Raw genomic sequence first — 22292 nt, forward strand, 5'->3', positions numbered from 1 at the left:
GATCGGCATGCCTGCCGTTCCGCCTGCAGAGCGCGCGGCTGCGCTGCGCGCCGAAATCCAGCGTCTCGATCACGCCTACTACGTGCTCGACGCCCCGCTGGTGCCCGATGCCGACTACGACGCGCTGTTCCGTGAGTTGCAGCAGCTCGAGGCAGCGCACCCCGAGCTGCGCACCCCCGACTCGCCCACGCAGCGCGTCGGCGGCGCGCCGCTGCCGCAGTTCGCCCCGGTGCGGCATGCGGTGCCGATGCTGTCCATCCAGACCGAAACCGACACCACGCCGCAGGGTGCGGTGGCGTTCGACCAGCGTGTGCGCAACAAACTTGGACTCAATGCCGACGACCCGCCGGTGCACTACAGCGCCGAGCTCAAGTTCGACGGGCTGGCGATCAATCTGCGCTACGAGCACGGCGTGCTGGTGCAGGCCAGCACCCGCGGCGACGGCGAAACCGGCGAGGACGTGACACAAAACGTGCGCACCATCCGCCGCGTGCCGCTGCGGCTGCAAGGCAGCGCGCCGGCCGTGCTCGAGGTGCGCGGCGAGGCGCTGATGCACCGCGCCGATTTCGAGCGCTACAACGACCGCCAGCGCGCCAGGGGTCTGCCCACCCTGGTCAACCCGCGCAACGGCGCCGCCGGCAGCATCCGCCAGCTCGACCCTGCAGTGGCGGCGCAGCGCCCGCTGGCGTTCTACGCCTACGGCTGGGGTGAGATCGTCGGCTGGGACGACCAGCCCGACACCCACCACGCCATGCTCGATGCCCTCGAGACTTTCGGCCTGCCCGTGGCCAAAGAGCGGGTGCACGGCCCCGGCGCGCAGACGCTGATCGACTTTCACGCGCGCATCGCCGCGCAGCGCGACAGCCTGCCGTTCGACATCGACGGCGTGGTGTACAAGGTCGACAGCCTCGCGCTGCAGCAGCGGCTGGGCTATCGCAACCGCGAGCCGGTGTGGGCCGTGGCGCACAAATACCCGGCGCAGGAGCGCAGCACCCGCGTGCTGGCGATCGACATCCAGGTCGGTCGCACCGGCAAGCTCACCCCGGTGGCCAAGCTCGAGCCGGTGTTCGTCGGCGGCGTGACCGTGACCCACGCCACACTGCACAACGAAGACGAGGTGCGGCGCAAGGACGTGCGCGTGGGCGACACCGTGATCGTGCGCCGCGCCGGTGACGTGATCCCCGAGGTCGTCGCCGTGGTGCTCGACCGCCGCCCTGCCGACGTCGGCGCGCCGTTCGATCTGTACAAGCAGCTCGGCGGCCGCTGCCCGGTGTGTGGATCGGCCATCGTGCGCGAGGAAGGCGAGGCCGACTGGCGCTGCACCGGCGGGCTGTACTGCCCGGCGCAGCGCAAGCAGGCGATCCTGCACTACGCCAGCCGCCGCGCGATGGACATCGAGGGGCTGGGCGAAAAGCTGGTCGATCAGCTGGTCGATGGCGGCATCGTGCGCACCCTGCCCGATCTGTACCGGCTGGGACTGATGAAACTCGCCGCGCTCGACCGCATGGCCGACAAGAGCGCTGCCAACCTGATCGCCGCGCTCGAGTGCAGCAAGTCCACCACCTTGCCGCGCTTCATTTACGCGCTGGGCATCCGCCATGTCGGCGAGGCCACTGCCAGAGTGCTCGCCCAGCATTTCGGCAGCCTGGACGCGCTGATGCACGCCAGCCTCGAACAACTGCAGGCCGTGCCCGACATCGGGCCGGTGGTCGCGCAGAGCATCCGCACCTTTTTCGACCAGCCGCACAACCGCGAGGTGGTCGAGCAACTGCGCGCCTGCGGCGTGCATTGGGATGAATCCGCGTCGGCAGACGCGGCGGCGCCCAAGCCGCTCGCGGGCAAGACCTTCGTGCTCACTGGCACGCTGCCGCACTGGAGCCGCGACGAGGCCAAGGCGCGAATCGAAGCCGCCGGCGGCAAGGTGACCGGCTCGGTGTCGAAAAAAACCGACTACGTGGTTGCCGGCGCCGATCCCGGCAGCAAACTCGCCAAGGCGCAGGAACTGGGCGTGACCGTGATCGACGAGGCCGCGCTGAAGGCGCTGCTCGGCGATGGCTGAAGGGCCGTTGCTCGGCATCGACCTCGGCGGTACCAAGATCGAGGTCGCGGTGCTCGATGCGAGCGGCGGCTTTGTGCTGCGCGCGCGCCGCGCCACGCCGCAGGGCGACTATGCCGGCACCATCGAGGCGATCGCCGCGCTGGTGGCGCAGGCCGATGCCGCGATCGGCCAGCGGCTGCCGCTCGGGGTGGCGATTCCGGGGTCGGTGTCGCCGCGCACCGGCCTGATCCGCAACGCCAACTCGACCATACTCAACGGCCGCGCGCTGCTGCAAGACCTGCAGCAGCGGCTGGGCCGCCCGGTGCGGCTGCACAACGACGCCAACTGCCTGGCGATCAGCGAGGCGGTGGATGGCGCGGGGCAGGGCGCGCGCGTGGTGTTCGGGGTGATCCTCGGCACCGGGGTGGGCGCGGGCATTGCGATCGACCGCAGCGACTGGCTGGGGTGCAACGCGGTGGCTGGCGAGTGGGGACACAACCCGCTGCCGTGGCCGCGCGCAGCGGCCTGGGGCGAGGTGCCGGGGCCGCGATGCTGGTGCGGACAGCACGGCTGCATCGAAACCTGGCTCAGCGGCCCGGGCTTTGCGGCAGACCATGCCGGGCACACCGGCCGGAAGTGCATCCCGCAGGACATCATCGCGTCGATGCGCGCCGGGGACGCTGCGGCGCGCGCGAGTTTCATCCGCTATAGCGACCGCCTCGCGCGGGCGCTGGCGCATGTGATCAACCTGCTCGACCCCGAGGTCATCGTGCTCGGCGGCGGCATGAGCAATGTGGCCGAGCTGTTTACCGAAGTGCCGCTGCGCTGGGACGCGTGGGTGTTTTCCGACACCGTGTCCACGCGCCTGCTGCCGTCGCGGCATGGCGACTCCTCCGGGGTGCGCGGTGCGGCGTGGCTGTGGCGCCGGACATGAACCGGTGCTTGCATCTGGATACAGTGCGGCACACCAGGATGTTATAAAGTAACGAACCTGTCCCTTGCCGATACCCGCCATGCGCCATCCTCTTGTTCGCGTTGTCCAAGCCCTTGTGTTCGGTCTGCTGCTCGCTGGCGTGGCACGGGCTGCGCCGGTGTCCATCGTCGCCGCCGAGAGCACCTACGGGGTGATCGCGCAGGCGATCGGCGGGGACAAGGTTGCGGTGGACAGCATCATCCGCAACCCCAATGTCGATCCGCACAGCTTCGAGGCCACGCCCGCAGTGGCGCGCAAGGTGGCGCGGGCCCAGATCGTGCTCCTCAACGGACTGGGCTATGACGACTGGATGGACAAGATGCTCGCTGCCAGCTCGGCGCCAAACCGGCAGGTGATCCATGTGGCGCAGCTCGACCCGGCACTGATCCTGCCCGACAAAAACCCGCATGTGTTCTACGACCCGCAGATGGCGTTGCTGGTCGCGCAGCGCCTGGCCGCGGTGTTGCAGCGCATCGCCCCGGCGGACGCGGTGCTGTTTGCGCGCAATCTGCAGGCGTTCAAGGCCGATCTGGCCCGCCTGACTCAGGCGCAGGCCGCGCTGCGCAAGGCCTACCCGGGGCTCAGGGTCACCGCGACCGAACCGGTGGTCGGCTATCTGCTGCGGCAACTGGGCTGGACCAGCCTGGGCGAGAAGTTCCAGTTCGATGTGATGAACGACACCGAACCGTCTCCCGTCGAGGTGGCACGGTATGAGGACAATCTGCGACAGCACAAGGTGGCGCTGCTGTTCTACAACCGTCAGGTCAACGATCCGCTGACCAACCGCCTGCGCGCGCTGGCGCAGGCGTCGGGCGTGCCGGTGGTCGGGGTCGATGAATTCGTCCCGCCGGGTACAGGCTATGTGCAGTGGCAACTGCAGACCGTGCGCGCCATCCAACAGGCGCTGGGCAAGTCCAGGTGAGCGATGCGAGCGACCTGGCACGCGAGGGGTTGCACGCATCCCTCCTTCCGACCTCCTCCACAAGTGGGGTGGAGGCGCATCCTGCGCGTTAGCGAGAGAAATGGGCGGGACTTTGAGCGCTGCCGTGCAAACACCAGCAGATAAAGCCGACAAGCCGACGGACGACTGGGCGATCGAGGCACTGGGTCTGCGCTGCGTGCTCGGCCAGCGCGTCGTGCTTGACGGCATCGACCTGCGCATCGGCGCCGGTCAGTTCGTCGGCGTGTTCGGCGCCAATGGCGCGGGCAAGACCACGCTGCTGCGCGCCTTGCTGGGGCTGCAGCCGCTGCAGTCCGGCAGACTGCGTCTTCTCGGGCGCGACGGCGTGGCGCTGCGGACCGAGGCGGGCTATGTGTCGCAGCGCGACCCGGTGGGAGCGGACAGTTTTGTGCGTGTGCGCAGCTATGTGGCCACCGCCTGGCAGGGCGAGCGCTGGGGGCTGGGGCTGCGGCAAAGGGCACAGCGGGCGCAGGCGGTCGAGGCAGCGCTGCGCGCTGTGGATGCGCTCGATCTGGCCGAGCGCCCCCTGGATGCACTCTCGGGCGGGCAGCGGCAGCGGGTGCGCATCGCACAGGCGCTGGTCAACCCGGTGCGCATGCTGCTGCTCGACGAGCCGCTGGCCAATCTCGACCCGCAGGCGCAGCAGCGCATTCTGCAGACCGCACACCGCCTCTGCCGTGAGCAGGGCATCACCGTGCTGATGACCGCGCACGATCTCAACCCGCTGCTGCCGCACATGGATCAGGTGCTCTATCTGGCCGGTGGCAAGGGACGGCTGGGCACGGTGGACGCGGTGGTCAACGGCCCGGCGCTGTCCGCACTCTATGGCCTGCCGATGGCCGTGGCGCGCGATGGGGGTTATGTGTTCATTCACCCGGCCGGGGGCTTCATGGCCGAGGAGGCGGCGCACTGCGGCCATGACCACACCCACGCCACAGACGGAGGCAGCGCATGATCCTCGGCCTCGAATACGGCTTCATGCGCCATGCGCTGCTGGCCGGCAGCGCGATTGCGGTGCTCAGCGCGGCGGTGGGTTATTTCATCACCCTGCGGCGGCAGGCATTTGCCGCGCATGCCTTGTCGCATGTGGGCTTCACGGGCGCGGCGGGGGCGATTCTGCTGGGCCTGAGTCCGTATCTGGGGCTGTTCGCCTTCACCCTGGCCAGCGGTGTTCTTCTTGCGTTGACTGGCGAGCGCCTGCGCCAGCGCGACATCGGCATCGGCATGGTGCTGATGTTTGCGCTCGGACTGGGGGTGCTGTTCCTCAATCTCTACACCGCCAACGCGCAGTCGGCCATGAGCATTCTGTTCGGCAGCATCGTCGGCGTCACCGCGGGTCAGGCCGCGCTGTCGCTGGCGGTTTGTCTCGCTGGGCTGGGCGGGCTCGCGGTGTTGTATCGCCCGCTGTGCTTTGCCAGCTTCAACCCAGAAGGCGCGCAAGCCCGCGGTGTCACTACCCGCCAGATCGATCTGCTGTTCATCCTGCTGGTGGCCGCCACCGTGGCGATTGCCGTGCCGGTGATCGGCGCGCTGCTCATTTTCGCGCTGCTCATCGGTCCGGCAGCGGCCGCGCAGACGCTCAGCCGCAGCGTGGCCGGCGGCATTGGCCTGGCAATGCTGCTCGGGCTGGCGATCACCTGGGCCGGACTGGCTGCGGCGTATGCCATCGGCTACCCGGCAAGCACCTGGATTGCCTCGCTGAGCTTCGCGCTCTATCTGGCCGCCCACGGCTGGAAGCGGTTGCGGGAGGGTCAGGCTCGCGCTTGAGGCAGGCGGTCTTTTACGATGCCGGACTTGTCCTCCGCAGCACTGCAGCGTTTTCCCTGACTTTCCATGACCCAGTCGCACACCCCCGGTTTTCCTGCACACACCTTGCCAGCGCGCGTGATGCTGCGCGCCAAATTGCACCGCGCCACGCTCACCGGCGCCGATCTGTACTACGAAGGCTCCTGTGGCATCGATCAGGAATTGCTCGATGCCTGCGACATCCTGCCGGGCGAGCAGATCGAGATCTACAACGTGACCAACGGCGCGCGCCTGAGCACCTACGCCATCGCCGAGGCGCCGGGCAGCGGCAAAGTCACGCTCAACGGCTCGGCGGCGCGCCACGCGGCGTTGGGCGATCTGCTGATCATCTGCACCTATGCGCCGATGGACGACGCCACCGCCCGCACCTTTCGCCCGCGCATCGCACTGCTCGACGCGCACAATCGCATCGCCGCGATGAAGGCCTAGGTTCTGTGACACGAAAAAAATCGCCCGGACTCCGGGCGATTTTGTGGGCACCAGTCAGGCCGTTCAGGGCAGATTGGCGTCGAGCACCGCGCCCTGATGGGCGCTCCCCACCAGTGCCCCAAACTTGGCGAGCACGCCGCGGGTGTAGCGTTTGGCGGGCGGCGCCCACGCGGCGCGGCGCCGGGCCAGCTCCGCGTCGCTCACATGCAGCGTGAGGTTCAGGCTGGGCGCGTCGATGGTGATGGTGTCGCCCTCGTGCACCAGGGCAATGGTGCCACCCACCATTGCTTCTGGCGCCACATGGCCGACCACCATGCCCCAGGTGCCGCCGGAAAAGCGTCCGTCGGTGATCAGGCCGACCGATTCGCCCAGCCCGGCACCCACCAACGCAGACGTGGGCGCGAGCATTTCCGGCATGCCGGGGCCGCCCTTCGGGCCGAGGTAGCGCAGCACCATGATGTCGCCCGCCGCGATCTTGCCCGCCAGAATGGCTTCGAGCGCGCTCTGCTCATCGTCGAATACCCGTGCCGGGCCGGTCATGGTGGATTTTTTCAGGCCGGTGATCTTGGCCACGCAGCCGTCTTCGGCGAGGTTGCCCTTGAGGATGGCCAGGTGGCCGTGGGCATACATCGGCCTGTCGATCGGCCGGATCACGTCCTGCTCGGCACTGGGCTGGGCGGGCACGTCCTTGAGGTTGTCCGCCACGGTTCTGCCGTTGATGGTGATGCAGTCGCCGTGCAGCAAGCCGGCTTCGAGCAGGATTTTCATCACCTGGGGAATGCCGCCGGCGCGGTGCAGGTCGGTGGCGACATACTTGCCCGAGGGCTTGAGATCGCAAAGCACAGGGGTTCGCTTTCGGATGATCTCGAAATCCTCGATGGCCAGCGGCACTTCGGCCGCGTGGGCAATGGCCAGCAGGTGCAGCACGGCGTTGGTGGAGCCGCCGGTGGCCATGACCACGGCAATGGCGTTTTCCAGCGCCTTGCGGGTGACGATGTCGCGCGGCTTGAGGCCACCGGCGCGCACCGCGGCCAGCAGCGCCTGGCCCGAGTCGCGTGCGGACTGCAGCTTCTCTTCGTGCACATTGGCCATGGTGCTGGAGTAGGGCAGCGACATGCCCATCGCCTCGATCGCGCTGGACATGGTGTTGGCGGTGTACATGCCGCCGCAGGAGCCGCTGGTGGGCACCGAGCATTGTTCGATGGCGTCGAAGTCGGCGTCGCTCATGCGTCCGGCGGCGTGCTCGCCCACGGCCTCGAACACCGAGACGATGTTGAGATCGCGGCCCTTGTAGTGACCGGGCAGGATGGTGCCGCCGTAGACAAAGATGCCCGGCACATTGCAGCGCAGCATGCCGATCATCGCGCCGGGCATGTTCTTGTCGCAACCGCCGATGGTGACCACGCCGTCCATCCACTGACCCTGCACGCAGGTCTCCACGCAGTCGGCAATGACCTCGCGCGACACCAGCGAATATTTCATGCCCTCGGTGCCCATGGACATGCCGTCGGCAATGGTGGGTGTGCCGAACATCTGCGGGTTGCCGCCCGCGGCGCGCACGCCCTCGATGGCTGCGTCGGCCAGACGCTGCAGGCCCGAATTGCACGGCGTGATGGTGGAGTGCGCATTGGCAATGCCGATCATCGGGTTGCGGAAGTCGGACTTGCTGTAGCCCATGGCATAGAACATGGAGCGGTTGGGCGCGCGCTCCGCGCCGACGGTGATGTGTTCGGAACGCAGTGTTTCGGTCATGGCTGGCAGAGAGGTTGTGGCGACAGGCCCTGCATTGTCGCGCCGCAGCGGCAAGGCGGCCGCATCTGGGCCTGACTGGAGTGGTATCGAAAGGTAAATCTTGGCGTGCGCCAGCTGGGTCGGAGAGGAAACTCCGGATTCACCCCGTACACTTCACGCCCATGCTCGTTCATCCCGACTTCAATCCCATCGCCCTGCAGCTCGGGCCCATCAAGGTGCACTGGTACGGCATCATGTACCTGCTGGGCTTCATTACCTTCTGGCTGCTGGCGCAAAAGCGCCTCAAGGATCAGCCTTACGCGCGGCAGGGCTGGACCTCGCGCGACATCGAAGACCTGCTGTTCGCCGGTGTGCTGGGTGTGATTCTCGGGGGGCGCACCGGCTACGTGCTGTTCTATCAGCCGGACTATTACTTTTCGCATCCGAGCCAGATCATCGCGGTCTGGGACGGCGGCATGTCCTTCCACGGCGGGCTGCTGGGGGTGATGGTGGCGGCCTACTGGTTTGCGCGCACGCGGCGTTACTCCTGGCTGCAGATCATGGACTTTGTCGCGCCGCTCATCCCGCCCGGGCTGGCGTTTGGCCGCATCGGCAACTTCATCAACGGCGAGCTGTGGGGCCGTGCCGCGCCGGCCTGGTGGCCGGGGGCGATGATCTATCCCGAGTCCGGCAGCATGGTGCCGCGCTTTCCTTCCGAGCTATACGAAATGTTTCTGGAAGGCATCGTGCTGTTCACGGTGCTGTGGTGGCTGTCGCGCAAGGAACGTCCGCGCGGCTTCATCGCCGGGTGCTTTGCCCTTGGCTACGGACTGGCACGTTTCACCGCCGAGTTCTTCCGTCAGCCCGACGCGTTTCTCGGCTATCTGTGGTTTCACCTCACCATGGGGCAGTTGCTCTCGATCCCGCTCATCCTGCTGGGCAGCGGCATGATCTGGTGGGCGCTGCGGCGGCAGGCGCGGCTGCAGGCCTTGGGACAGTCGGCGTCCTGAGTTCAGATTGGCGCGGGCGTCCCTTCGGGCGCGCTGATGTGCAGACCCAGCGGGCCGGCGCGCCGCGCGAGTTGCAGCACGGCGCGATCGCGGCTGAGCAGATGGGTTGCCCGCTGTGCCAGCGCAAGATCGAGAAACATCTGATCATCGGGATCGCGGCACACCAGTTGCCGTTGCGCAGCAGGCGTGGCGCAGAGTTGGCCCCAGCGGGCAAAACAGGCGGTCACGCTTTGCGCAGACAACGCAGGATCATGCCGCTTGGCCAGCGCCGGATAATGCACCACGCGCAGGGCTTCGTCCTGCATCGCGGCGCTGTAGATCCAGCGCACGGTCTGGTTCTGCAGGGCCTGTACCCAGGGTTGCACACGCGGATCGTTGAACAGCGCCCAGTCCAGCAGCACCTGCGTGTCGAGAACGCAGAGGGCAGGGCGATGCAGGGGGAGGGTCATGCGGGAGAGGTGTCTGCCGGAACCCGACTGAGTGTTGATCCCTGAACCCTGGTGGGACAGGTGGGCAAGGTCACTGCGCTTTGGGGACGTCTGCGCGAGACGTCACGCGCACACACAGAATTTCCAAGCCCGAGGCACAAATTTATCGGTTCAGGAAATGCCGACTCAGCCGAGCCCGACAGACGCTCTGCATTGTAGGGCGTGCCTGCTCGATCGGGGAAAGTTCAGAGCAATTTTCCCTCTGCACCCAGGGCTTCATCGAGCTGACGGGTGAGCTGGTTCAAAACCTGGGCGTCGTCGGTCCCCAGCGCCAGCGTGGTCTGCGTCTCGGCGTGAGCGGCGGGGGATGCGCTGGCGGTCTGGCGCGCCTCGATCAGGCTGTGCGCCAGGTTGAGCGCGGCGAGCACGGCAATGCGTTCGCGGGCGCGCACCTTGCCCATGTCGCGGATGGCGCACATTTCGGTGTCCACCTCACGCACCGCGGCCTTGAGCGCGGCCTGCTCGTCTGCGGGGCAGGCCAGGGTGTAGATCTGGCCCATGATGTTCACATCCAGAGTGGTCGTGCTCATGCTTGGTTGTCGGGCGTGCCCGGTATCGAGTGGGTCTGATCGAGCCGCAGCAACAGCTTGTCGATGCGCTGTGTGGCGTCGTGCAGGCGCTGGCGCAACTGGGCGTGCTCGGCTTCCATGCCTTGCAGGCGCTCGGCGAGCAGCGCGTTGGTGCGCTGCAGTTCAGCGTGGCGCAGCAGCAGGCGCTCGACGCGCTCGCGCAACTGGGCAATGGCGGGGGAGAGCTGGCGTTCGTCCATCCGCCCGATTCTAGGGCCAGTCGTCTGGCGGGCAGCGCACCTTGTAACATGGCGTCCGTTGGTGCTCGCGCGGCGGTTCACGCCGTGCAGTTAAACGGGAAACAGGAAGAGCCATGCCCACGGCAGACGCTCCAGCCTGTGCTGCCCCCGCAACGGTCAGCGACCGAAGGCACATGCCTTCCGTTCGGACACGCAATCCACTGAACCCACGGGTTTGGGAAGGAGGTCCGGATCGCGTCGCCAGCCCGGATACCGGCCAACGACGGGAAGACGCGCAGCTTCGGGTGGATGGGGCGCATCACGACCTCGCAGAGCACTGCGCTGTGGCGCATGCGCTCCGTGCCGTCGCGATGGGTTCAGGTGCCCCCGATGTTGCGTGCTTCAGCCGCGCCAGCCGTGCGGGGGAACACGGCGGCGCTCATCGAACCGGAAAAACCTTCATGTCTCAGCAGTTCCTTGCAAGCGGCGCAGCACGGGCCGCCGCTCCGGCGCCCATGGCGTCCTGTCAGCCCGCATCCCTCTCATCTGCACGACGTGCCGCACCTCGGGCGCGCACGCTTCTGGCGCTGTCCATCGGTCTCATCGGCCTGAGCGCGCAGGCGCAGACCGCACAGCCATCCGATGCCGCGACACTCGCGCCTGTGGTCGTGTCGGCCACGGGCTATCCGCAGCCGCTGGCCAGCGCCTTGCCCAGCGTGAGTGTGATCACCCGCGAACAGATCGAGGAATCCGGCGCGCAGAACCTCACGACCCTGCTGCAACAGGTGGCAGGCGTTCAGGTCACGAGCAACGGCGGGCCGGGACAGTCCGGCAATGTGTACGTGCGCGGCTTCGGCGGCACGGATGTGCTGGTGCTGCTCGACGGTGTGCCGATGAACGCGCAGGACACGACCGGAACCGCCTACCTCAACAACTTCACCACCGATCAGATCGAGCGCATCGAGATCATCCGCGGGAATGTCTCGGCGATCTACGGTTCGGGCGCGATTGGGGGTGTGGTGCTGATCACCACGCGGGAGGGCAGCAAAACCCCGCAGGCGTCGCTCTCCGTGAGCGCGGGCAGCCGCAACACCGCAACCGTCTCGGCCAACGCCAGCGGCCAGGTGGGCAATACCGCGCTGCAGGCGGGAGTGAGCCGTTACACCACGCAGGGCATCAGCGCGATCAACCCGGCACAACTGGCCAATGCCAACCCAAATGCCAACGGCTACCGCAACACCACGATGAACGGCGCCATCGTGCAGACGCTCGCGCCGGGGCAGTCACTGGGTTTGCGCGCCTTCCGCAGCGAAGGCCGTGCCAGCTACGACAACCCTTACGCCAGCCCGACCGACACCTATCTGAGCAGCACGACGCAAGACCTTTATCAACTGCTCAGCGACAACCAGTTGACTGCGGCATGGAAGTCGCACCTGAGCGCGTCGCAACAAAGCACGACCAACACCGCGCAAAGCTTCGGCTCCTATCCTTACACTAGTACCTACCGTACCCGGGTACAGCAACTGCTGTGGCGCAATGTGGTGGACCTGGGTGGCGGTTGGACGGCGACAGGTGGTCTGGAGTTTCAGCGCCAGTCCATCGGCTCGATCACGGGTTCGATCTCCGCCAAGGAGCGCAATGCGAAGGCTGCCTTCGTAGGATTGAACGGCACCTTCAGCGCGAATGAACTGCAGTTGAACCTGCGCCATGATGCGATCGACGGTTATTCGGGCCAGAACACGGGCTACCTGGGCTACGGTCGCGAACTTGGCGGCGGCTTCAAGGCGATTGCCAGTTATTCCACAGCGTTCAACGCCGCGCCACTGGGCTATCTGTACGCGCCGTACTACGGCAACCCGAACCTCAAGCCTGAAAAGGCGCATTCCGCCGAGGCCGGTCTGCAGTGGGCGCAGGGGACCAACCTCGTGCGCGCCACGCTGTTCCAGACCAAGATGACCGACCAGTGGAAATACGACCTCACCACCAGCACCTTCCAGAACATCGTCAGCAGCCGTACACGGGGGCTGGAACTAACCGGCCGTGGCGCCTGGAATGGCTGGGCCTATGACGCCAACCTCACTCTGCAGCAGCCGGTGGACACCAGTCTGCCTGGTGACCCCACGCTGCAGCGTCTCGCGCGCAGCCTGGCCAATGTGTCGGTGAACCGCGAGTTCGGGGGCGTGCTGTATGGCGCCACAGTGCACTACAGCGGCCCGCGCTGGGACAATGGCAGCAGCGGCCGCGTCACATTGGGCAGCTACACCACGGTCGATCTGACCGCCAGCGGTGCAGTGTCGAAAGACTGGAGCTGGAATGCCCGAGTGCAGAATCTGTTCAACAAGAAGTATCAGACGGTCTATGGCTACAACCGCGAGCCGCTGGGCGTGTTTGTCGGTCTGACCTGGCGGCCGGCGCTCTGAACTTGCTCGCGCAGTGTCGCCGAAACGCGCACGCCATGAACGCTGAACTCGCCCCGCGCAAGGCCGTGCCGCGCACGCGTCTGTGGCGCTGGGGCCTGCCGCTGCTGCTGCTTGTGGTGGTGGCGGTGGCCTTGTCGGTGGGCGAGGGCGGGTGGGATGCGGCCATCGTCTGGCAGCTCCGCTTGCCGCGGGTCCTCGCCGGCGTGGGCGTGGGCGCCTTGCTCGCGCAGGCCGGACTGGCGATGCAGATTCTGCTGCGCAATCCGCTGGCCGATCCCTATGTGCTGGGGGCGTCTGGCGGGGCGGGCCTGGGAGCGATCGTGGCCTTGCTGCTCGGCGCGGCGTTGTGGCTGGGCAGTGTGCTGGGCGCCGCAGCCGCGCTGCTGCTGTTGCTGCTCATTGGTCGCCGTATCCTGGCCAGTCGGGACGATGAGGCGTCTGCCCAGCTCATTCTGATCGGCGCCATGCTGGCCGCGCTGGCGGGGGCGCTGTCCACTCTGCTGCTCAGTCTGGTGCCTGATCAGCAATTGCGCGGTGCCATGTTCTGGCTGGTGGGCAATCTGTCGGGCGCCACGCATGGGTACTGGCTCTGTGGCCTGGCCGCTTTGCTGGCGGGCTGGCTGCTGTGGCGTCAGCGTCGCTATGACCGGCTGATGCTGGGCAGCGAAGTGGCCTGGCTGCTCGGTGAGCCGGTGCTGCGGGCGCGGCTGGAACTGGTGCTGCTTGCGGCATTGGCCACCGGAGTGTCGGTTGCGGTGGCCGGCGCGGTGGGCTTTGTCGGACTGGTCGTGCCGCAGGCCTTGCGGCTGGTCGGCCTGCAGCGCCTGCGCGATCTGGCCTGGACCGCTCCGCTGGCCGGTGCCGCACTGGTGGTGGCAGCCGACACGCTGGCACGCGGCGTGGCCATGCCGTATGAATTGCCGGTGGGCGCGGTCACCGCGCTGGTGGGCGCGCCAGTGTTCATTCTCATGCTGCGGCGGGCCCGGTGATGCGCGAAGCCTGGCTGCAGGTCGATGGCCTGGACGTGGTGGCCGCGCCGCATCTGCCACCGCTGGCGCGCGGCGTGGCACTGCGCCTGCAGCCGGGGGACAGGCTGGGGCTGATTGGCCGCAATGGTACCGGCAAGTCCACCTTGTTGCGCCAGATCGCCGGGCTGCTGCCGCTGTCCGGCGCGGCAGCGCAGGTGCAACTGGACGGGCAGGCACTGCACAGCATCGGTCCCGAGCGTCTGGCTGCACTGCGCACGCTGATGCCCTCCCAGCCGCGCGATCGCTTCAATCTGTCTGTGCTGGCCTTGCTTGAACTGGCGCAGCCCCGGGTGGACGCCGCGTCGGCGCACGAGGCGCTGCGGCGGCTGGATGGGTGGGCACTGCGCGATCGCGATGTGCTGGCGCTGTCTGCCGGAGAGCGTCAGCGCGTCGCGCTGGCGCAGGCCCTGGTGCAGGGCTGCCCTCTTTTGCTGCTGGATGAACCGGTCGCGTTTCAGGACCCGGGGCATCAGCGCCTGGTGGGCGCGCTGCTCGAAGAGCTGACCGACCGCATCGTGGTGTTCTGCGCGCATGATGTGAACTGGGTGGCGCGCCATGCGACCCATGTGCTGGGGCTGGGCGTCCAGGGGGATGCGCGGGGCTGGTTTGCCGCGCCGTGCGACAGCGCCCTGCAGGCCGAGCGTCTGCAAGGTCTGTACGACTGCCGCTGGACGCAGATTCAAGACGGCAGTGGTCATCGCGCCTGGATCGCCTTGTAGAACGCGCGCGCGCCCCGAGGCGACAAGATCGCCGATACTTACGGCATGCCTTCCTCTGTCGCTCCACCCAAAGTGCCTGATCCGCTGCCCAAGGCCAGCCGCTGGCGCGTGCTCAAGGCCGCGCTGGACACCTCCGCCCGAGTGACCGCGAAGGACTGGAGAGCCTACGGACCGTCGCTGCTGGCTGCGCTTCTCGCGCTGCTCGGCGGTGCGTTTCAGATCAGCCCGCAGTTCGGCCACCTCCGGCAGGCTGTGGTGGGCATCGTGCAGCACGGGGCCGACGGCATTTCCGGGTTGGCCGACCTGGCGGCCTTTCCGCATGTGATGATCGGCGCCGGGCTCATTCTGATGGTGCCGGGCCTGTTGCTGCGCGCCCGGGTGGCCTGGGTGCTCAGCCTGTTGCTGAGCCTGTTGTCCGCCGGACTGGCCTATTGGGCGGCCCGCCGACCCGACGGCATCGTCATCCTGTCTGCGGCGCTGCTGCTGGTGCTGCTGGTCTATTCGCGGCATTTCACCCGCAGCAGCCTGGCGGCCAGTTCGCTGTTTGCGCTGCTCGGCGTGGGGAGCCTGCTGATCTATGGCACGCTGGGCAGCTTGTGGTTCGGAGAGGATTACACCCCGCCGATCAAGAGCCTGCCCACCGCGTTTTATTACACCATCGAGACCATGTCCACGGTGGGCTATGGCGACATCGTTCCGCACACCACGCAGGGACGCATGTTCACGGTGTCGATGATCGTGCTGGGCATTTCGGTGTTTGCCACCACCCTGTCGGTGGTGATTGGCCCGCTGGTGGGGGGCAGTCTCAAACGGGCTCTGGAGGGCAAGATGCAAAAAGAACAGCGCAAGAACCATTACGTCATCATCGGCGTGTCCAGCCTGGCCTATGCCATGTGGAAGGAACTCATCAGCCGCGGCGTGCCGGTGACGGTGATTGCACCGACGGGGCATCCCTCCCCCTATCCAGACTCTGCCGACGTGATCACCGCAGACGCCACGCGCAACGAGACCCTCGAACTGGCCGGTGTGCCGCACGCCAAGGCGGTGCTGACCCTGCGCGAAGACGACGCCGAAAACGCCTTCGCCGTGCTCGCCGTGAAGGAACTTGCGCCCGGTGTGAAGACGATTGCCGGCGTCAACGATGTGCGGCACGTCAACAAAATCCGCCGGGTGCAGCCCGACGTGCTGTTTGCGCCCCAACTCCTCGGCAGCCAGCTTCTGGTGCGCGATCTGTTCGACGAGCCCATCGACAACGAGACGGTCCACAAGCTGCTGTTCCCCCACGATTGAGCGAGCTGCAAAACCTGCTTACAGGCAGAGTTCACACACATTCGGTTGGCATGATGTAAGTCAAGTGCTTGCGGCAGCGCAGCAAGCACACTGCAAACATCGATTCACAATTCCGGAGGTGTGCCATGAACCCGACCGAGCAGTTGCAAGCCATTCAGAAAGCCGAGCTGGAGTCTGCTTTTGCCCTGAGCCAGACCCTGTTTCGCGGGTTTGAACAGATGACCCAGCTGCAGATGCAGATGATGCGCGACATGGCGCAACATGCTGCGCAGGCGGTTGAGTCCACCCTGTCCGCGCAGGACGTGCAGACCTTGCTGAGCACCCAGGCGCAAAACGCGCCACAGGCGGGGGGAGAGGCGGCAATGGCCTATGTCCAGAAGCTGGCGCAGATCGTCTCTGCCACGCAGGCAGAAATGGCCGAGACCCTGCAGTCCAGCCTGAACCGTCTGCAGACCAGCCTGCAGGACAGTGTCGGGCAGGGCATGACCGCGTTGCCCGCCGGGGCCGAACCGGTGCAGGCGCTGTTCCAGAGTGCGATGCAGTTCACCAATCAGGCGGTCGAGGCCATGCAGAACGCGCAGCAACAAGCCAGCGGCTTGATGAGCGCTCCGTTGCAGAGCCTTGCGCCTGCTGCAAAGAAAACCTCCTCTGCAGCGCGCAAGCGCAGCAATTGAACCCACCATCCTCAGACAGGAGAGCGTCATGAAGAACACCCCCATGCGCGACAAGTTGCACGAGATCGAGTCGCTGCTGTCCACCCTCGGCAAGAGCCATCCCAACGAAGTCCAGGCCTTCATGAATTTCATGGGCAAGGCCGAGGCCGGGCCCGCGTTGTCGCTCAAGCAGAAGGAAATCGCCAATGTGGCGCTGTCGGTCGCGGCGCAGTGCGAGTGGTGCATCGCCCTTCACGTCAAGCAGGCCATGCATGCCGGGGCGAAGCGCGATGAGCTGATCGAGGCTGGGTTTCTTGCTGTGCTGATGCACGGCGGCCCGGCGATGATGTACATGACACCGCTGCTCAAGGCAATCGATGAATTCGGCCCGCCTGCGGCCGCTCAGGTTTGATCCATGAATCAGGCACCACTGTCGCCCGTGAAGATGCGGGAGTTCGAGGAGTTCATCTGGCGGGCCATGGGGCGACTGGAGGGCACCCAGTCGCGCGATCTGCTCGATCCAAAAAGCGAACTCGGCCAGATGGCGCGCGCCTACTACGAGGAGCTGGCTGAAGGCAAACCCTGGGACGCCATGGTCGATTACCTCACCCCCGTCGGCAGCGATGCCTTGCCGGAACATCGGCCCGAAGATTCACCGCTGAAATCCGATCTGGCACTGGGAGACTGAAATGGGCAAAAAGAACGAACCACAACGGGCAGCATCCCATCCGGATCAGGGCTACGGCAAGACCCTGCGCGCGCTGCTGATCGAGCTGGTGAAATTCCAGAAGCACCTCATCGCGCACGGCGACCGCATCCTGATCATTCTCGAAGGGCGCGACAGCGCCGGAAAGGATGGCACCATCAAGCGCATCGTCGAGCACCTCTCGCCGCGCGAGACGCGCGTGGTGGCGCTGGGCAAGCCGTCCACGCGCGACGAATCGGAGTGGTATTTCCAGCGCTATGTTCCCCATCTGCCCGCCGCGCAGGACTTCGTGCTGTTCAACCGCAGCTGGTACAACCGCGCCGGGGTGGAGTGGGTGATGGGTTTCTGCACCGAGGCGCAGTACGAGGAGTTCATGGAAACGGTGCCGGTGTTCGAGCAGATGCTGGTGCGCTCGGGCATTCAGTTGTTCAAGTATTACCTCGACATCGACAAGGCCGAGCAACGCAGGCGCCTGAAGGCGCGGCTGACCGATCCGCTCAAGCAGTGGAAGATGAGCCCGATCGACGCTGCGGCACAGAAGCACTGGAAGGACTACAGCGTTGCACGCAACGCCATGTTCGCCCGCACCCACACGCCGACCGCCCCGTGGACCGTGGTGCGCGCCAATGACAAGAAGCTGGCGCGGATCCATCTCGTCATGGACTTGCTCACCCGGCTCGACTACGCGGGCAAGGATCACGGCTTGCTCTGCCCCGATCCCGATGTGGTGTTCAGCTATACCCATGATGCCGTGACCCAGGGCCGCGTGGCGGCTTGAGCGCAGCGAGGAACGGGAACATGGTGGCCTCCGTTCCAGCGACAAGCGGCAGCCCGGCAGCGGGCGCCGTCCATCCCGACCATGCGCAGATCATTGCGCTGCTCGACGACGCCCCCATGCGCCTGCCGCACTATCTGGCCTGGGCGCTGTCCAGCGGCGGCACCCTGATCGATGGCCTCTCGGTGTTCATGCTCGGCATGGCCATTCCGCTGCTCACGCAGAACCTGGGGCTGTCGCCACTGCAGACCGGCCTGCTCGGTGCCGCGCTGGTGGCAGGAGCCATCCTGGGCGCGGCTTCCGGGGGGCGTCTGGCAGACCGCATCGGCCGCAAATCCGTCTTTCTGCTCGACATGGCCTTGCTGGCCGCGGCTGCAGCCTTCAGCGCGCTGACCTGGAGCGCCTGGGGCTTGATCGCGGCGCAGTGTGTGGTCGGCGTGGGCATCGGCATGGACTTTCCGGTCAGCGGCAGCTATGTGGCCGAATGCATGCCGCATCAAAAGCGCAGCCGCATGATGGTGGCGACCATCGCCTGCCAGTCGGTGGGCTTGCTGCTCGCCGCACTGCTGTCTCTGGCCCTGCTGCATCTTTCTCCCCAACAGTCGGTCTGGCGCTGGTTCTTCGCCACGGAGATGCTGGCCGCGCTGCTGTTCCTGCTGGGCCGGCTGAACTTGCCCGAGAGCCCGCGCTGGCTGATGGGGCAGGGCCGCAACCGCGAGGCGGTGCACACGCTGGAACGGTTCGTGCCGTCAGACCGTCGCCAGCTCGAACGCATGGCTTCACGCTTGGGCGACACGGTGCACTATGTGGCCCGTGTGCCGCAGACGGCCAAGCCGCCTGGTTACGCCATGCTGTTCCGGCCGGAGTATCTGCGCAGCACCCTGCTGAGCACTGTGCCCTGGTTTTTGATGGACATCGCGACCTACGGCGTGGGCTTGTTCACCGCGGTGCTGCTTGCCGAGATGCACTTCACGCGCCACGATCTGCCGCTGGTGCCGCAGGTGGCGGCATTGGCCCGTGGCACTGGGCTGATCGACCTGTTCCTGCTGATGGGCTTTGTGCTCGGCCTGTGGGCAGTGAGCCGCTTTGGCCGCATCCGCATGCAACTCGTCGGCTTTGCCGGCATGGCACTGGGCATGGCGCTGCTGTGGCTGAGCACGACACTGCCCGGCGATTCAGCCGCGCATCTTCCGCTGGTCTTTGCTGGTTTCGTGGTGTTCAACCTGCTCATGAACATGGGGCCGAACAGCACCACCTACATCCTGCCCACCGAGCTCTACCCCACCCAGTTGCGCGCCACCGGGTCCGGCTTCGCCGCGGCAGTGGCCAAGGTCGGGGCGACGCTGGGCGTGTTTGCCCTGCCGCTGGTCAAGTCTGTTTTCGGCGTGCCCGCGGTGCTGGCGCTGATGGTCGTCATCAGCATGCTGGGCCTGCTCACTACCTGGATGTTCAGCATGTACGGCCAGGGCCTCACGCTGGAACAGCATCAAACCCAGCGTCTGCCCACCCGCCACGCGCAGGCCGCGCTGCTGGCGGCGCATCCGGAGGAAACGACATGAACCAGGCACCGCCCATACCCGATGCGAAATCGGTTGCCGCAATGGCGCCGGAGGTGCTGCTGCAAACCCTGCACAGCACAGCGAACGGCCTGACCGCAAGCGAAGCTGCGCAGCGCCTGGCGCAGGGCGGCCCCAACAGTCTGCCGGAGCAGCACATCAGCCTGTTCATGCGTCTGGCGCATGACTTTTGGGGGCCGATTCCGTGGATGATCGAAGGGGCCGCGCTGCTGTCGGCGCTGGTGCGGCATTGGCCGGACTTCACCATCATCGCCCTGCTGCTGCTGTTCAACGCGGGCATCGGTTTCTGGCAGGAATACAAGGCGAGCAGTGCGCTCGATGCTCTCAAGAAGCAGCTTGCGCTCAAGTGCCGCGTCAGACGCGGCGGCCAGTGGCTGCAGATCGACACCGCGCAGCTCGTGCCGGGCGACATCGTGCGCGTGCGCCTGGGCGACATCCTGCCCGCGGACATCAAACTGCTCGAAGGCGACTATCTCAGCGTCGATCAATCGGCGCTGACCGGCGAGTCGTTGCCGGTCAGCCGCAGGGTGGGCGAGGTGGTGTATTCCGGCTCGATCGCCAAGCAGGGCGAGATGGTCGGCGTGGTCTATGCCACGGGTGTGAACACCTATCTGGGCAAGACCGCGCAGTTGGTGCAGAAAGCTGGCGCCGTGTCGCACTTCCAGAAGGCGGTGTTGAACATCGGCGACTATCTCATCTACGTCAGCCTGGGGCTGGTGGTCATTTTGGTGCTGGTCGAGTTGCAGCGCGGACTACCGTGGATCGAACTGCTGCAGTTCGCCCTCATCCTCACGGTGGCCTCGATTCCCGTGGCCATGCCCGCGGTGCTGTCAGTGACCATGGCGCTTGGGGCGCTGGCGCTGTCGAGGGAAAAGGCCATCGTCTCGCGGCTGGAGTCGATCGAGGAGCTGGCTGCGGTGGATGTGTTGTGTTCGGACAAGACCGGCACGCTCACGCAAAACAAGCTCACCCTCGGCGAGCCGCTGCTGGTCGCTGCGCCCGATGCGGCCACGCTGAACCTGCACGCCGCTCTCGCCAGCCAGTCCGACAATGGCGACGCCATCGACCAGGCGGTGTATGCGGCGCTGCCCGGCAACGCGCTGCCTGCGGGCTATACCGCAGCGGGCTTCATACCCTTCGACCCGGTAGGCAAGCGCAGCGAAGGCCGCTGGACGACCGCGCAAGGTCAGAAGTTCGCTGCCACCAAAGGCGCGCCGCAAGTCATTCTCGACCTGTACCAGGTCGACGCCACCGCCCGCGGCAAGGCCAAGGCCTGGATCGAGGCTCAAGCAGCCAAGGGTCTGCGCACCCTCGGTGTGGCAAGCAGGCTGGACGAGGGCGCCTGGCAGCTCGACGGCCTGCTGTCGCTGTTCGACCCGCCGCGACCCGACTCCAAGCAGACCATTGCCGACGCGCGCGCGCATGGCCTGGCCGTGAAAATGGTGACCGGCGACAACGTCGCGATCGCGCGGGAAATCGGCGAGCAGCTCGGCATCGGTCGCAACATCCTCGCTGCTGGCGCAGTGTTCGGCGCGGCCACGCAGCCGCCGGGCGTGACGCTGGCCGATCGCATCGACGCCGCCGACGGCTTTGCCGAGGTGTTCCCTGAGCACAAGTACGGCATCGTCAAGGCGCTGCAGGAGGCCGGGCACCGGGTGGCGATGACGGGCGACGGCGTCAACGATGCCCCGGCGCTCAAGCAGGCGGACGTGGGCATCGCGGTCTCTGGCGCGACAGACGCGGCGCGCGCGGCCGCCGCGCTCATCCTCACCGCGCCGGGACTGTCGACCATCGTCAAGGCGGTGGAGGAGGCGCGGCGCATTTTCGAGCGCATGAACAGCTACGCCATCTACCGCATCACGGAGACCATCCGCATCATGGTGTTCGTCGTGCTGGCGATGCTGATCTACAACTTCTACCCGATTACCGCGGTGATGATCATCCTGCTGGCGTTTTTCAACGACGTGCCGATCATGACCATCGCTTACGACCGCACCGCAGTCGACCCGCAGCCGGTGCGCTGGGACATGCGGCGGGTGCTCACCGTCGCGACCGTGATGGGTCTGACAGGCACCGCAGGCAGCTTTCTGATGCTCGCGCTTGCGCTCGACTGGCTGCACCTGCCGATCGCCAAGGTGCAGACTTACATCTTTCTGAAAATGGCGGTGGCCGGGCACTTGACGCTGTTCGTCTCGCGCACCAAGGGCAAGTATTGGCAAAAGCCGTATCCGGCGCCGATCATGGTGTGGTCTGCGGTTCTCACCAAGGTCGCGGCCACGCTGCTATGCGCCTGGGGCCTCGGGCTGATCACGCCGATTTCCTGGGGCGAGATCGCGATCATCTGGGTCTATTCCATCGCGTGGTCTTTGCTGACCGACTGGGCCAAGCGGCTGGTGCACCAGCATCTCGACCATACAGCGCCGCGTCACCGCGATTTCCTGCGCCTGCTCAAGCAGCGCGTGTTCAAACCCCACCATTCCGCCGGCGCCTGATGGGTGCGGGCATTTTGTTGTTTTTCATCTTTCACTGGGAGGTTCATCATGTCACACCGTCATGCCATCGTCTGGGTCGATCATTCGCAAGCGCGCGTGCTGTTCATCGACACCGCGGATATCGAAAAATCCATCATCATGCCCAAGGAGCATCCGCATCTGCACATCATGAGCGGCACCATCGGCAGCGGCAAGGCGCCCGAGGACCAGCATTACTACCACGCAGTCGCCGAAGCGCTGGCCTCGGTCCCCGAGATCCTGATTACCGGGCCGGGACAGGCCAAGCTGGCGCTGTTCAAGCATCTGCAGCGCCACGACCCCGCGGTGGCCGAGCATGTGCTGGGCATCGAATCGGCCGACCATCCGAGCGATGGCCAACTGGTCGCGCATGCCCGCCACTACTTCAAGGCCAAGGATCAGATGCTTGGCATCTGAGTTGTGCGCTCCA

The 22292-nt window shown here is 66.3% G+C and carries 22 protein-coding genes and 1 riboswitch; of the genes, 18 read left to right on the forward strand and 4 right to left on the reverse strand.

The features are described from left to right. The first annotated feature begins 7 nt into the window (after positions 1-7). The 6 genes from ligA to panD all read left to right on the forward strand — a co-directional run bounded on the left by ligA (position 8) and on the right by panD (position 6207). Positions 8-2059, forward strand: a complete 2052-nt coding sequence (gene ligA / locus AC1ZQA_RS07600; RefSeq protein ID WP_482679185.1) for an NAD-dependent DNA ligase LigA — start codon at positions 8-10, stop codon at positions 2057-2059. Next, on the forward strand, positions 2052-2972 hold the full coding sequence (locus AC1ZQA_RS07605; protein WP_482679186.1) for an ROK family protein: 921 nt from the start codon (positions 2052-2054) through the stop codon (positions 2970-2972). The genes ligA and AC1ZQA_RS07605 overlap by 8 nt, the downstream gene beginning before the upstream one ends. Positions 2973-3051: 79 nt before the next feature. Further along, entirely contained in the window at positions 3052-3933 is an 882-nt protein-coding gene (locus AC1ZQA_RS07610) for a metal ABC transporter solute-binding protein, Zn/Mn family (protein ID WP_482679187.1), read from the forward strand. Positions 3934-4057: 124 nt separating this feature from the next. Further along, positions 4058-4927, forward strand: a complete 870-nt coding sequence (locus AC1ZQA_RS07615; protein ID WP_482679188.1) for a metal ABC transporter ATP-binding protein — start codon at positions 4058-4060, stop codon at positions 4925-4927. Then, on the forward strand, positions 4924-5739 hold the full coding sequence (locus AC1ZQA_RS07620; RefSeq protein WP_482679189.1) for a metal ABC transporter permease: 816 nt from the start codon (positions 4924-4926) through the stop codon (positions 5737-5739). The genes AC1ZQA_RS07615 and AC1ZQA_RS07620 overlap by 4 nt, the downstream gene beginning before the upstream one ends. A gap of 120 nt (positions 5740-5859) precedes the next feature. Next, positions 5860-6207 (forward strand): aspartate 1-decarboxylase, encoded by a 348-nt coding sequence (panD, locus tag AC1ZQA_RS07625; RefSeq protein ID WP_482679293.1) that lies wholly within the window; start codon positions 5860-5862, stop codon positions 6205-6207. A 63-nt stretch (positions 6208-6270) separates the two neighbouring features. Here panD and ilvD read toward each other — a convergent pair whose 3' ends face one another. Then, positions 6271-7959, reverse strand: coding sequence for a dihydroxy-acid dehydratase (gene ilvD / locus AC1ZQA_RS07630; protein ID WP_482679190.1), 1689 nt, complete (start codon positions 7957-7959; stop codon positions 6271-6273). A 161-nt stretch (positions 7960-8120) separates the two neighbouring features. Between ilvD and lgt the strand changes: the two genes are divergently transcribed. Next, positions 8121-8948: a prolipoprotein diacylglyceryl transferase gene (lgt, locus tag AC1ZQA_RS07635; protein WP_482679191.1), complete on the forward strand. Its 828-nt coding sequence runs from the start codon at positions 8121-8123 to the stop codon at positions 8946-8948. 2 nt (positions 8949-8950) lie between these two features. Here the strand turns inward: lgt and AC1ZQA_RS07640 are convergent, their stop codons facing one another. The 3 genes from AC1ZQA_RS07640 to AC1ZQA_RS07650 all read right to left on the reverse strand — a co-directional run bounded on the left by AC1ZQA_RS07640 (position 8951) and on the right by AC1ZQA_RS07650 (position 10205). After that, a complete protein-coding gene (locus tag AC1ZQA_RS07640; RefSeq protein WP_482679192.1) occupies positions 8951-9397 on the reverse strand; it encodes a putative toxin-antitoxin system toxin component, PIN family in 447 nt (148 codons plus the stop codon). 224 nt (positions 9398-9621) lie between these two features. Continuing rightward, positions 9622-9966 (reverse strand): cell division protein ZapA, encoded by a 345-nt coding sequence (locus tag AC1ZQA_RS07645; protein WP_482679193.1) that lies wholly within the window; start codon positions 9964-9966, stop codon positions 9622-9624. After that, positions 9963-10205, reverse strand: a complete 243-nt coding sequence (locus tag AC1ZQA_RS07650; protein ID WP_482679194.1) for a hypothetical protein — start codon at positions 10203-10205, stop codon at positions 9963-9965. Before AC1ZQA_RS07650 ends, AC1ZQA_RS07645 begins: the two co-directional genes overlap by 4 nt. 42 nt (positions 10206-10247) lie before the next feature. Next, positions 10248-10480: riboswitch (cobalamin riboswitch) on the forward strand. 165 nt (positions 10481-10645) lie between these two features. On the opposite strand from AC1ZQA_RS07650, the gene AC1ZQA_RS07655 reads away from it, so the two are divergent. The 11 genes from AC1ZQA_RS07655 to AC1ZQA_RS07705 all read left to right on the forward strand — a co-directional run bounded on the left by AC1ZQA_RS07655 (position 10646) and on the right by AC1ZQA_RS07705 (position 22279). Then, positions 10646-12604 carry a TonB-dependent receptor domain-containing protein gene (locus tag AC1ZQA_RS07655; RefSeq protein WP_482679195.1) on the forward strand — a complete coding sequence of 653 codons (1959 nt, stop codon included), beginning with the start codon at positions 10646-10648 and terminating at the stop codon, positions 12602-12604. Between the two features lie 35 nt (positions 12605-12639). Beyond that, on the forward strand, positions 12640-13593 hold the full coding sequence (locus AC1ZQA_RS07660; RefSeq protein ID WP_482679196.1) for a FecCD family ABC transporter permease: 954 nt from the start codon (positions 12640-12642) through the stop codon (positions 13591-13593). Next, positions 13593-14351: an ABC transporter ATP-binding protein gene (locus tag AC1ZQA_RS07665; RefSeq protein WP_482679197.1), complete on the forward strand. Its 759-nt coding sequence runs from the start codon at positions 13593-13595 to the stop codon at positions 14349-14351. Before AC1ZQA_RS07660 ends, AC1ZQA_RS07665 begins: the two co-directional genes overlap by 1 nt. 45 nt (positions 14352-14396) lie before the next feature. After that, complete coding sequence (locus tag AC1ZQA_RS07670) at positions 14397-15641, forward strand: NAD-binding protein (RefSeq protein WP_482679198.1); 1245 nt, start codon at positions 14397-14399, stop codon at positions 15639-15641. Between the two features lie 125 nt (positions 15642-15766). Continuing rightward, a complete protein-coding gene (phaP, locus tag AC1ZQA_RS07675; protein ID WP_482679199.1) occupies positions 15767-16315 on the forward strand; it encodes a TIGR01841 family phasin in 549 nt (182 codons plus the stop codon). Positions 16316-16343: 28 nt separating this feature from the next. Further along, positions 16344-16706 (forward strand): carboxymuconolactone decarboxylase family protein, encoded by a 363-nt coding sequence (locus AC1ZQA_RS07680; RefSeq protein ID WP_482679200.1) that lies wholly within the window; start codon positions 16344-16346, stop codon positions 16704-16706. Positions 16707-16709: 3 nt separating this feature from the next. Continuing rightward, the gene (locus AC1ZQA_RS07685; protein ID WP_482679201.1) at positions 16710-16982 is read left to right on the forward strand and encodes a hypothetical protein; all 273 of its coding nucleotides are present in this window, start codon (positions 16710-16712) and stop codon (positions 16980-16982) included. Position 16983: 1 nt separating this feature from the next. Then, on the forward strand, positions 16984-17778 hold the full coding sequence (gene ppk2, locus AC1ZQA_RS07690) for a polyphosphate kinase 2 (RefSeq protein ID WP_482679202.1): 795 nt from the start codon (positions 16984-16986) through the stop codon (positions 17776-17778). Between the two features lie 20 nt (positions 17779-17798). Further along, on the forward strand, positions 17799-19334 hold the full coding sequence (locus AC1ZQA_RS07695; RefSeq protein WP_482679203.1) for an MFS transporter: 1536 nt from the start codon (positions 17799-17801) through the stop codon (positions 19332-19334). Then, positions 19331-21844, forward strand: a complete 2514-nt coding sequence (locus AC1ZQA_RS07700) for a plasma-membrane proton-efflux P-type ATPase (protein WP_482679204.1) — start codon at positions 19331-19333, stop codon at positions 21842-21844. The genes AC1ZQA_RS07695 and AC1ZQA_RS07700 overlap by 4 nt, the downstream gene beginning before the upstream one ends. A gap of 48 nt (positions 21845-21892) precedes the next feature. Continuing rightward, the gene (locus AC1ZQA_RS07705) at positions 21893-22279 is read left to right on the forward strand and encodes a translational machinery protein (RefSeq protein ID WP_482679205.1); all 387 of its coding nucleotides are present in this window, start codon (positions 21893-21895) and stop codon (positions 22277-22279) included. The last annotated feature ends 13 nt before the right edge of the window (positions 22280-22292 follow it).

The sequence above is a fragment of the Thiomonas sp. DCM-2 genome (genome assembly GCF_056820905.1).

Excerpts from the sequence above, each read along its gene's own strand:
- ligA (WP_482679185.1), top strand. The coding sequence starts at position 8 with ATGCCTGCCGTTCCGCCTGCAGAGCGCGCGGCTGCGCTGCGCGCCGAA.
- AC1ZQA_RS07605 (WP_482679186.1), top strand. The coding sequence starts at position 2,052 with ATGGCTGAAGGGCCGTTGCTCGGCATCGACCTCGGCGGTACCAAGATC.
- AC1ZQA_RS07610 (WP_482679187.1), top strand. The coding sequence starts at position 3,052 with ATGCGCCATCCTCTTGTTCGCGTTGTCCAAGCCCTTGTGTTCGGTCTG.
- AC1ZQA_RS07620 (WP_482679189.1), top strand. The coding sequence starts at position 4,924 with ATGATCCTCGGCCTCGAATACGGCTTCATGCGCCATGCGCTGCTGGCC.
- panD (WP_482679293.1), top strand. The coding sequence starts at position 5,860 with ATGCTGCGCGCCAAATTGCACCGCGCCACGCTCACCGGCGCCGATCTG.
- ilvD (WP_482679190.1), bottom strand. The coding sequence starts at position 7,959 with ATGACCGAAACACTGCGTTCCGAACACATCACCGTCGGCGCGGAGCGC.
- lgt (WP_482679191.1), top strand. The coding sequence starts at position 8,121 with ATGCTCGTTCATCCCGACTTCAATCCCATCGCCCTGCAGCTCGGGCCC.
- AC1ZQA_RS07640 (WP_482679192.1), bottom strand. The coding sequence starts at position 9,397 with ATGACCCTCCCCCTGCATCGCCCTGCCCTCTGCGTTCTCGACACGCAG.
- AC1ZQA_RS07645 (WP_482679193.1), bottom strand. The coding sequence starts at position 9,966 with ATGAGCACGACCACTCTGGATGTGAACATCATGGGCCAGATCTACACC.
- AC1ZQA_RS07650 (WP_482679194.1), bottom strand. The coding sequence starts at position 10,205 with ATGGACGAACGCCAGCTCTCCCCCGCCATTGCCCAGTTGCGCGAGCGC.
- AC1ZQA_RS07655 (WP_482679195.1), top strand. The coding sequence starts at position 10,646 with ATGTCTCAGCAGTTCCTTGCAAGCGGCGCAGCACGGGCCGCCGCTCCG.
- AC1ZQA_RS07660 (WP_482679196.1), top strand. The coding sequence starts at position 12,640 with ATGAACGCTGAACTCGCCCCGCGCAAGGCCGTGCCGCGCACGCGTCTG.
- AC1ZQA_RS07665 (WP_482679197.1), top strand. The coding sequence starts at position 13,593 with ATGCGCGAAGCCTGGCTGCAGGTCGATGGCCTGGACGTGGTGGCCGCG.
- AC1ZQA_RS07670 (WP_482679198.1), top strand. The coding sequence starts at position 14,397 with ATGCCTTCCTCTGTCGCTCCACCCAAAGTGCCTGATCCGCTGCCCAAG.
- phaP (WP_482679199.1), top strand. The coding sequence starts at position 15,767 with ATGAACCCGACCGAGCAGTTGCAAGCCATTCAGAAAGCCGAGCTGGAG.
- AC1ZQA_RS07680 (WP_482679200.1), top strand. The coding sequence starts at position 16,344 with ATGAAGAACACCCCCATGCGCGACAAGTTGCACGAGATCGAGTCGCTG.
- AC1ZQA_RS07685 (WP_482679201.1), top strand. The coding sequence starts at position 16,710 with ATGAATCAGGCACCACTGTCGCCCGTGAAGATGCGGGAGTTCGAGGAG.
- ppk2 (WP_482679202.1), top strand. The coding sequence starts at position 16,984 with ATGGGCAAAAAGAACGAACCACAACGGGCAGCATCCCATCCGGATCAG.
- AC1ZQA_RS07695 (WP_482679203.1), top strand. The coding sequence starts at position 17,799 with ATGGTGGCCTCCGTTCCAGCGACAAGCGGCAGCCCGGCAGCGGGCGCC.
- AC1ZQA_RS07700 (WP_482679204.1), top strand. The coding sequence starts at position 19,331 with ATGAACCAGGCACCGCCCATACCCGATGCGAAATCGGTTGCCGCAATG.
- AC1ZQA_RS07705 (WP_482679205.1), top strand. The coding sequence starts at position 21,893 with ATGTCACACCGTCATGCCATCGTCTGGGTCGATCATTCGCAAGCGCGC.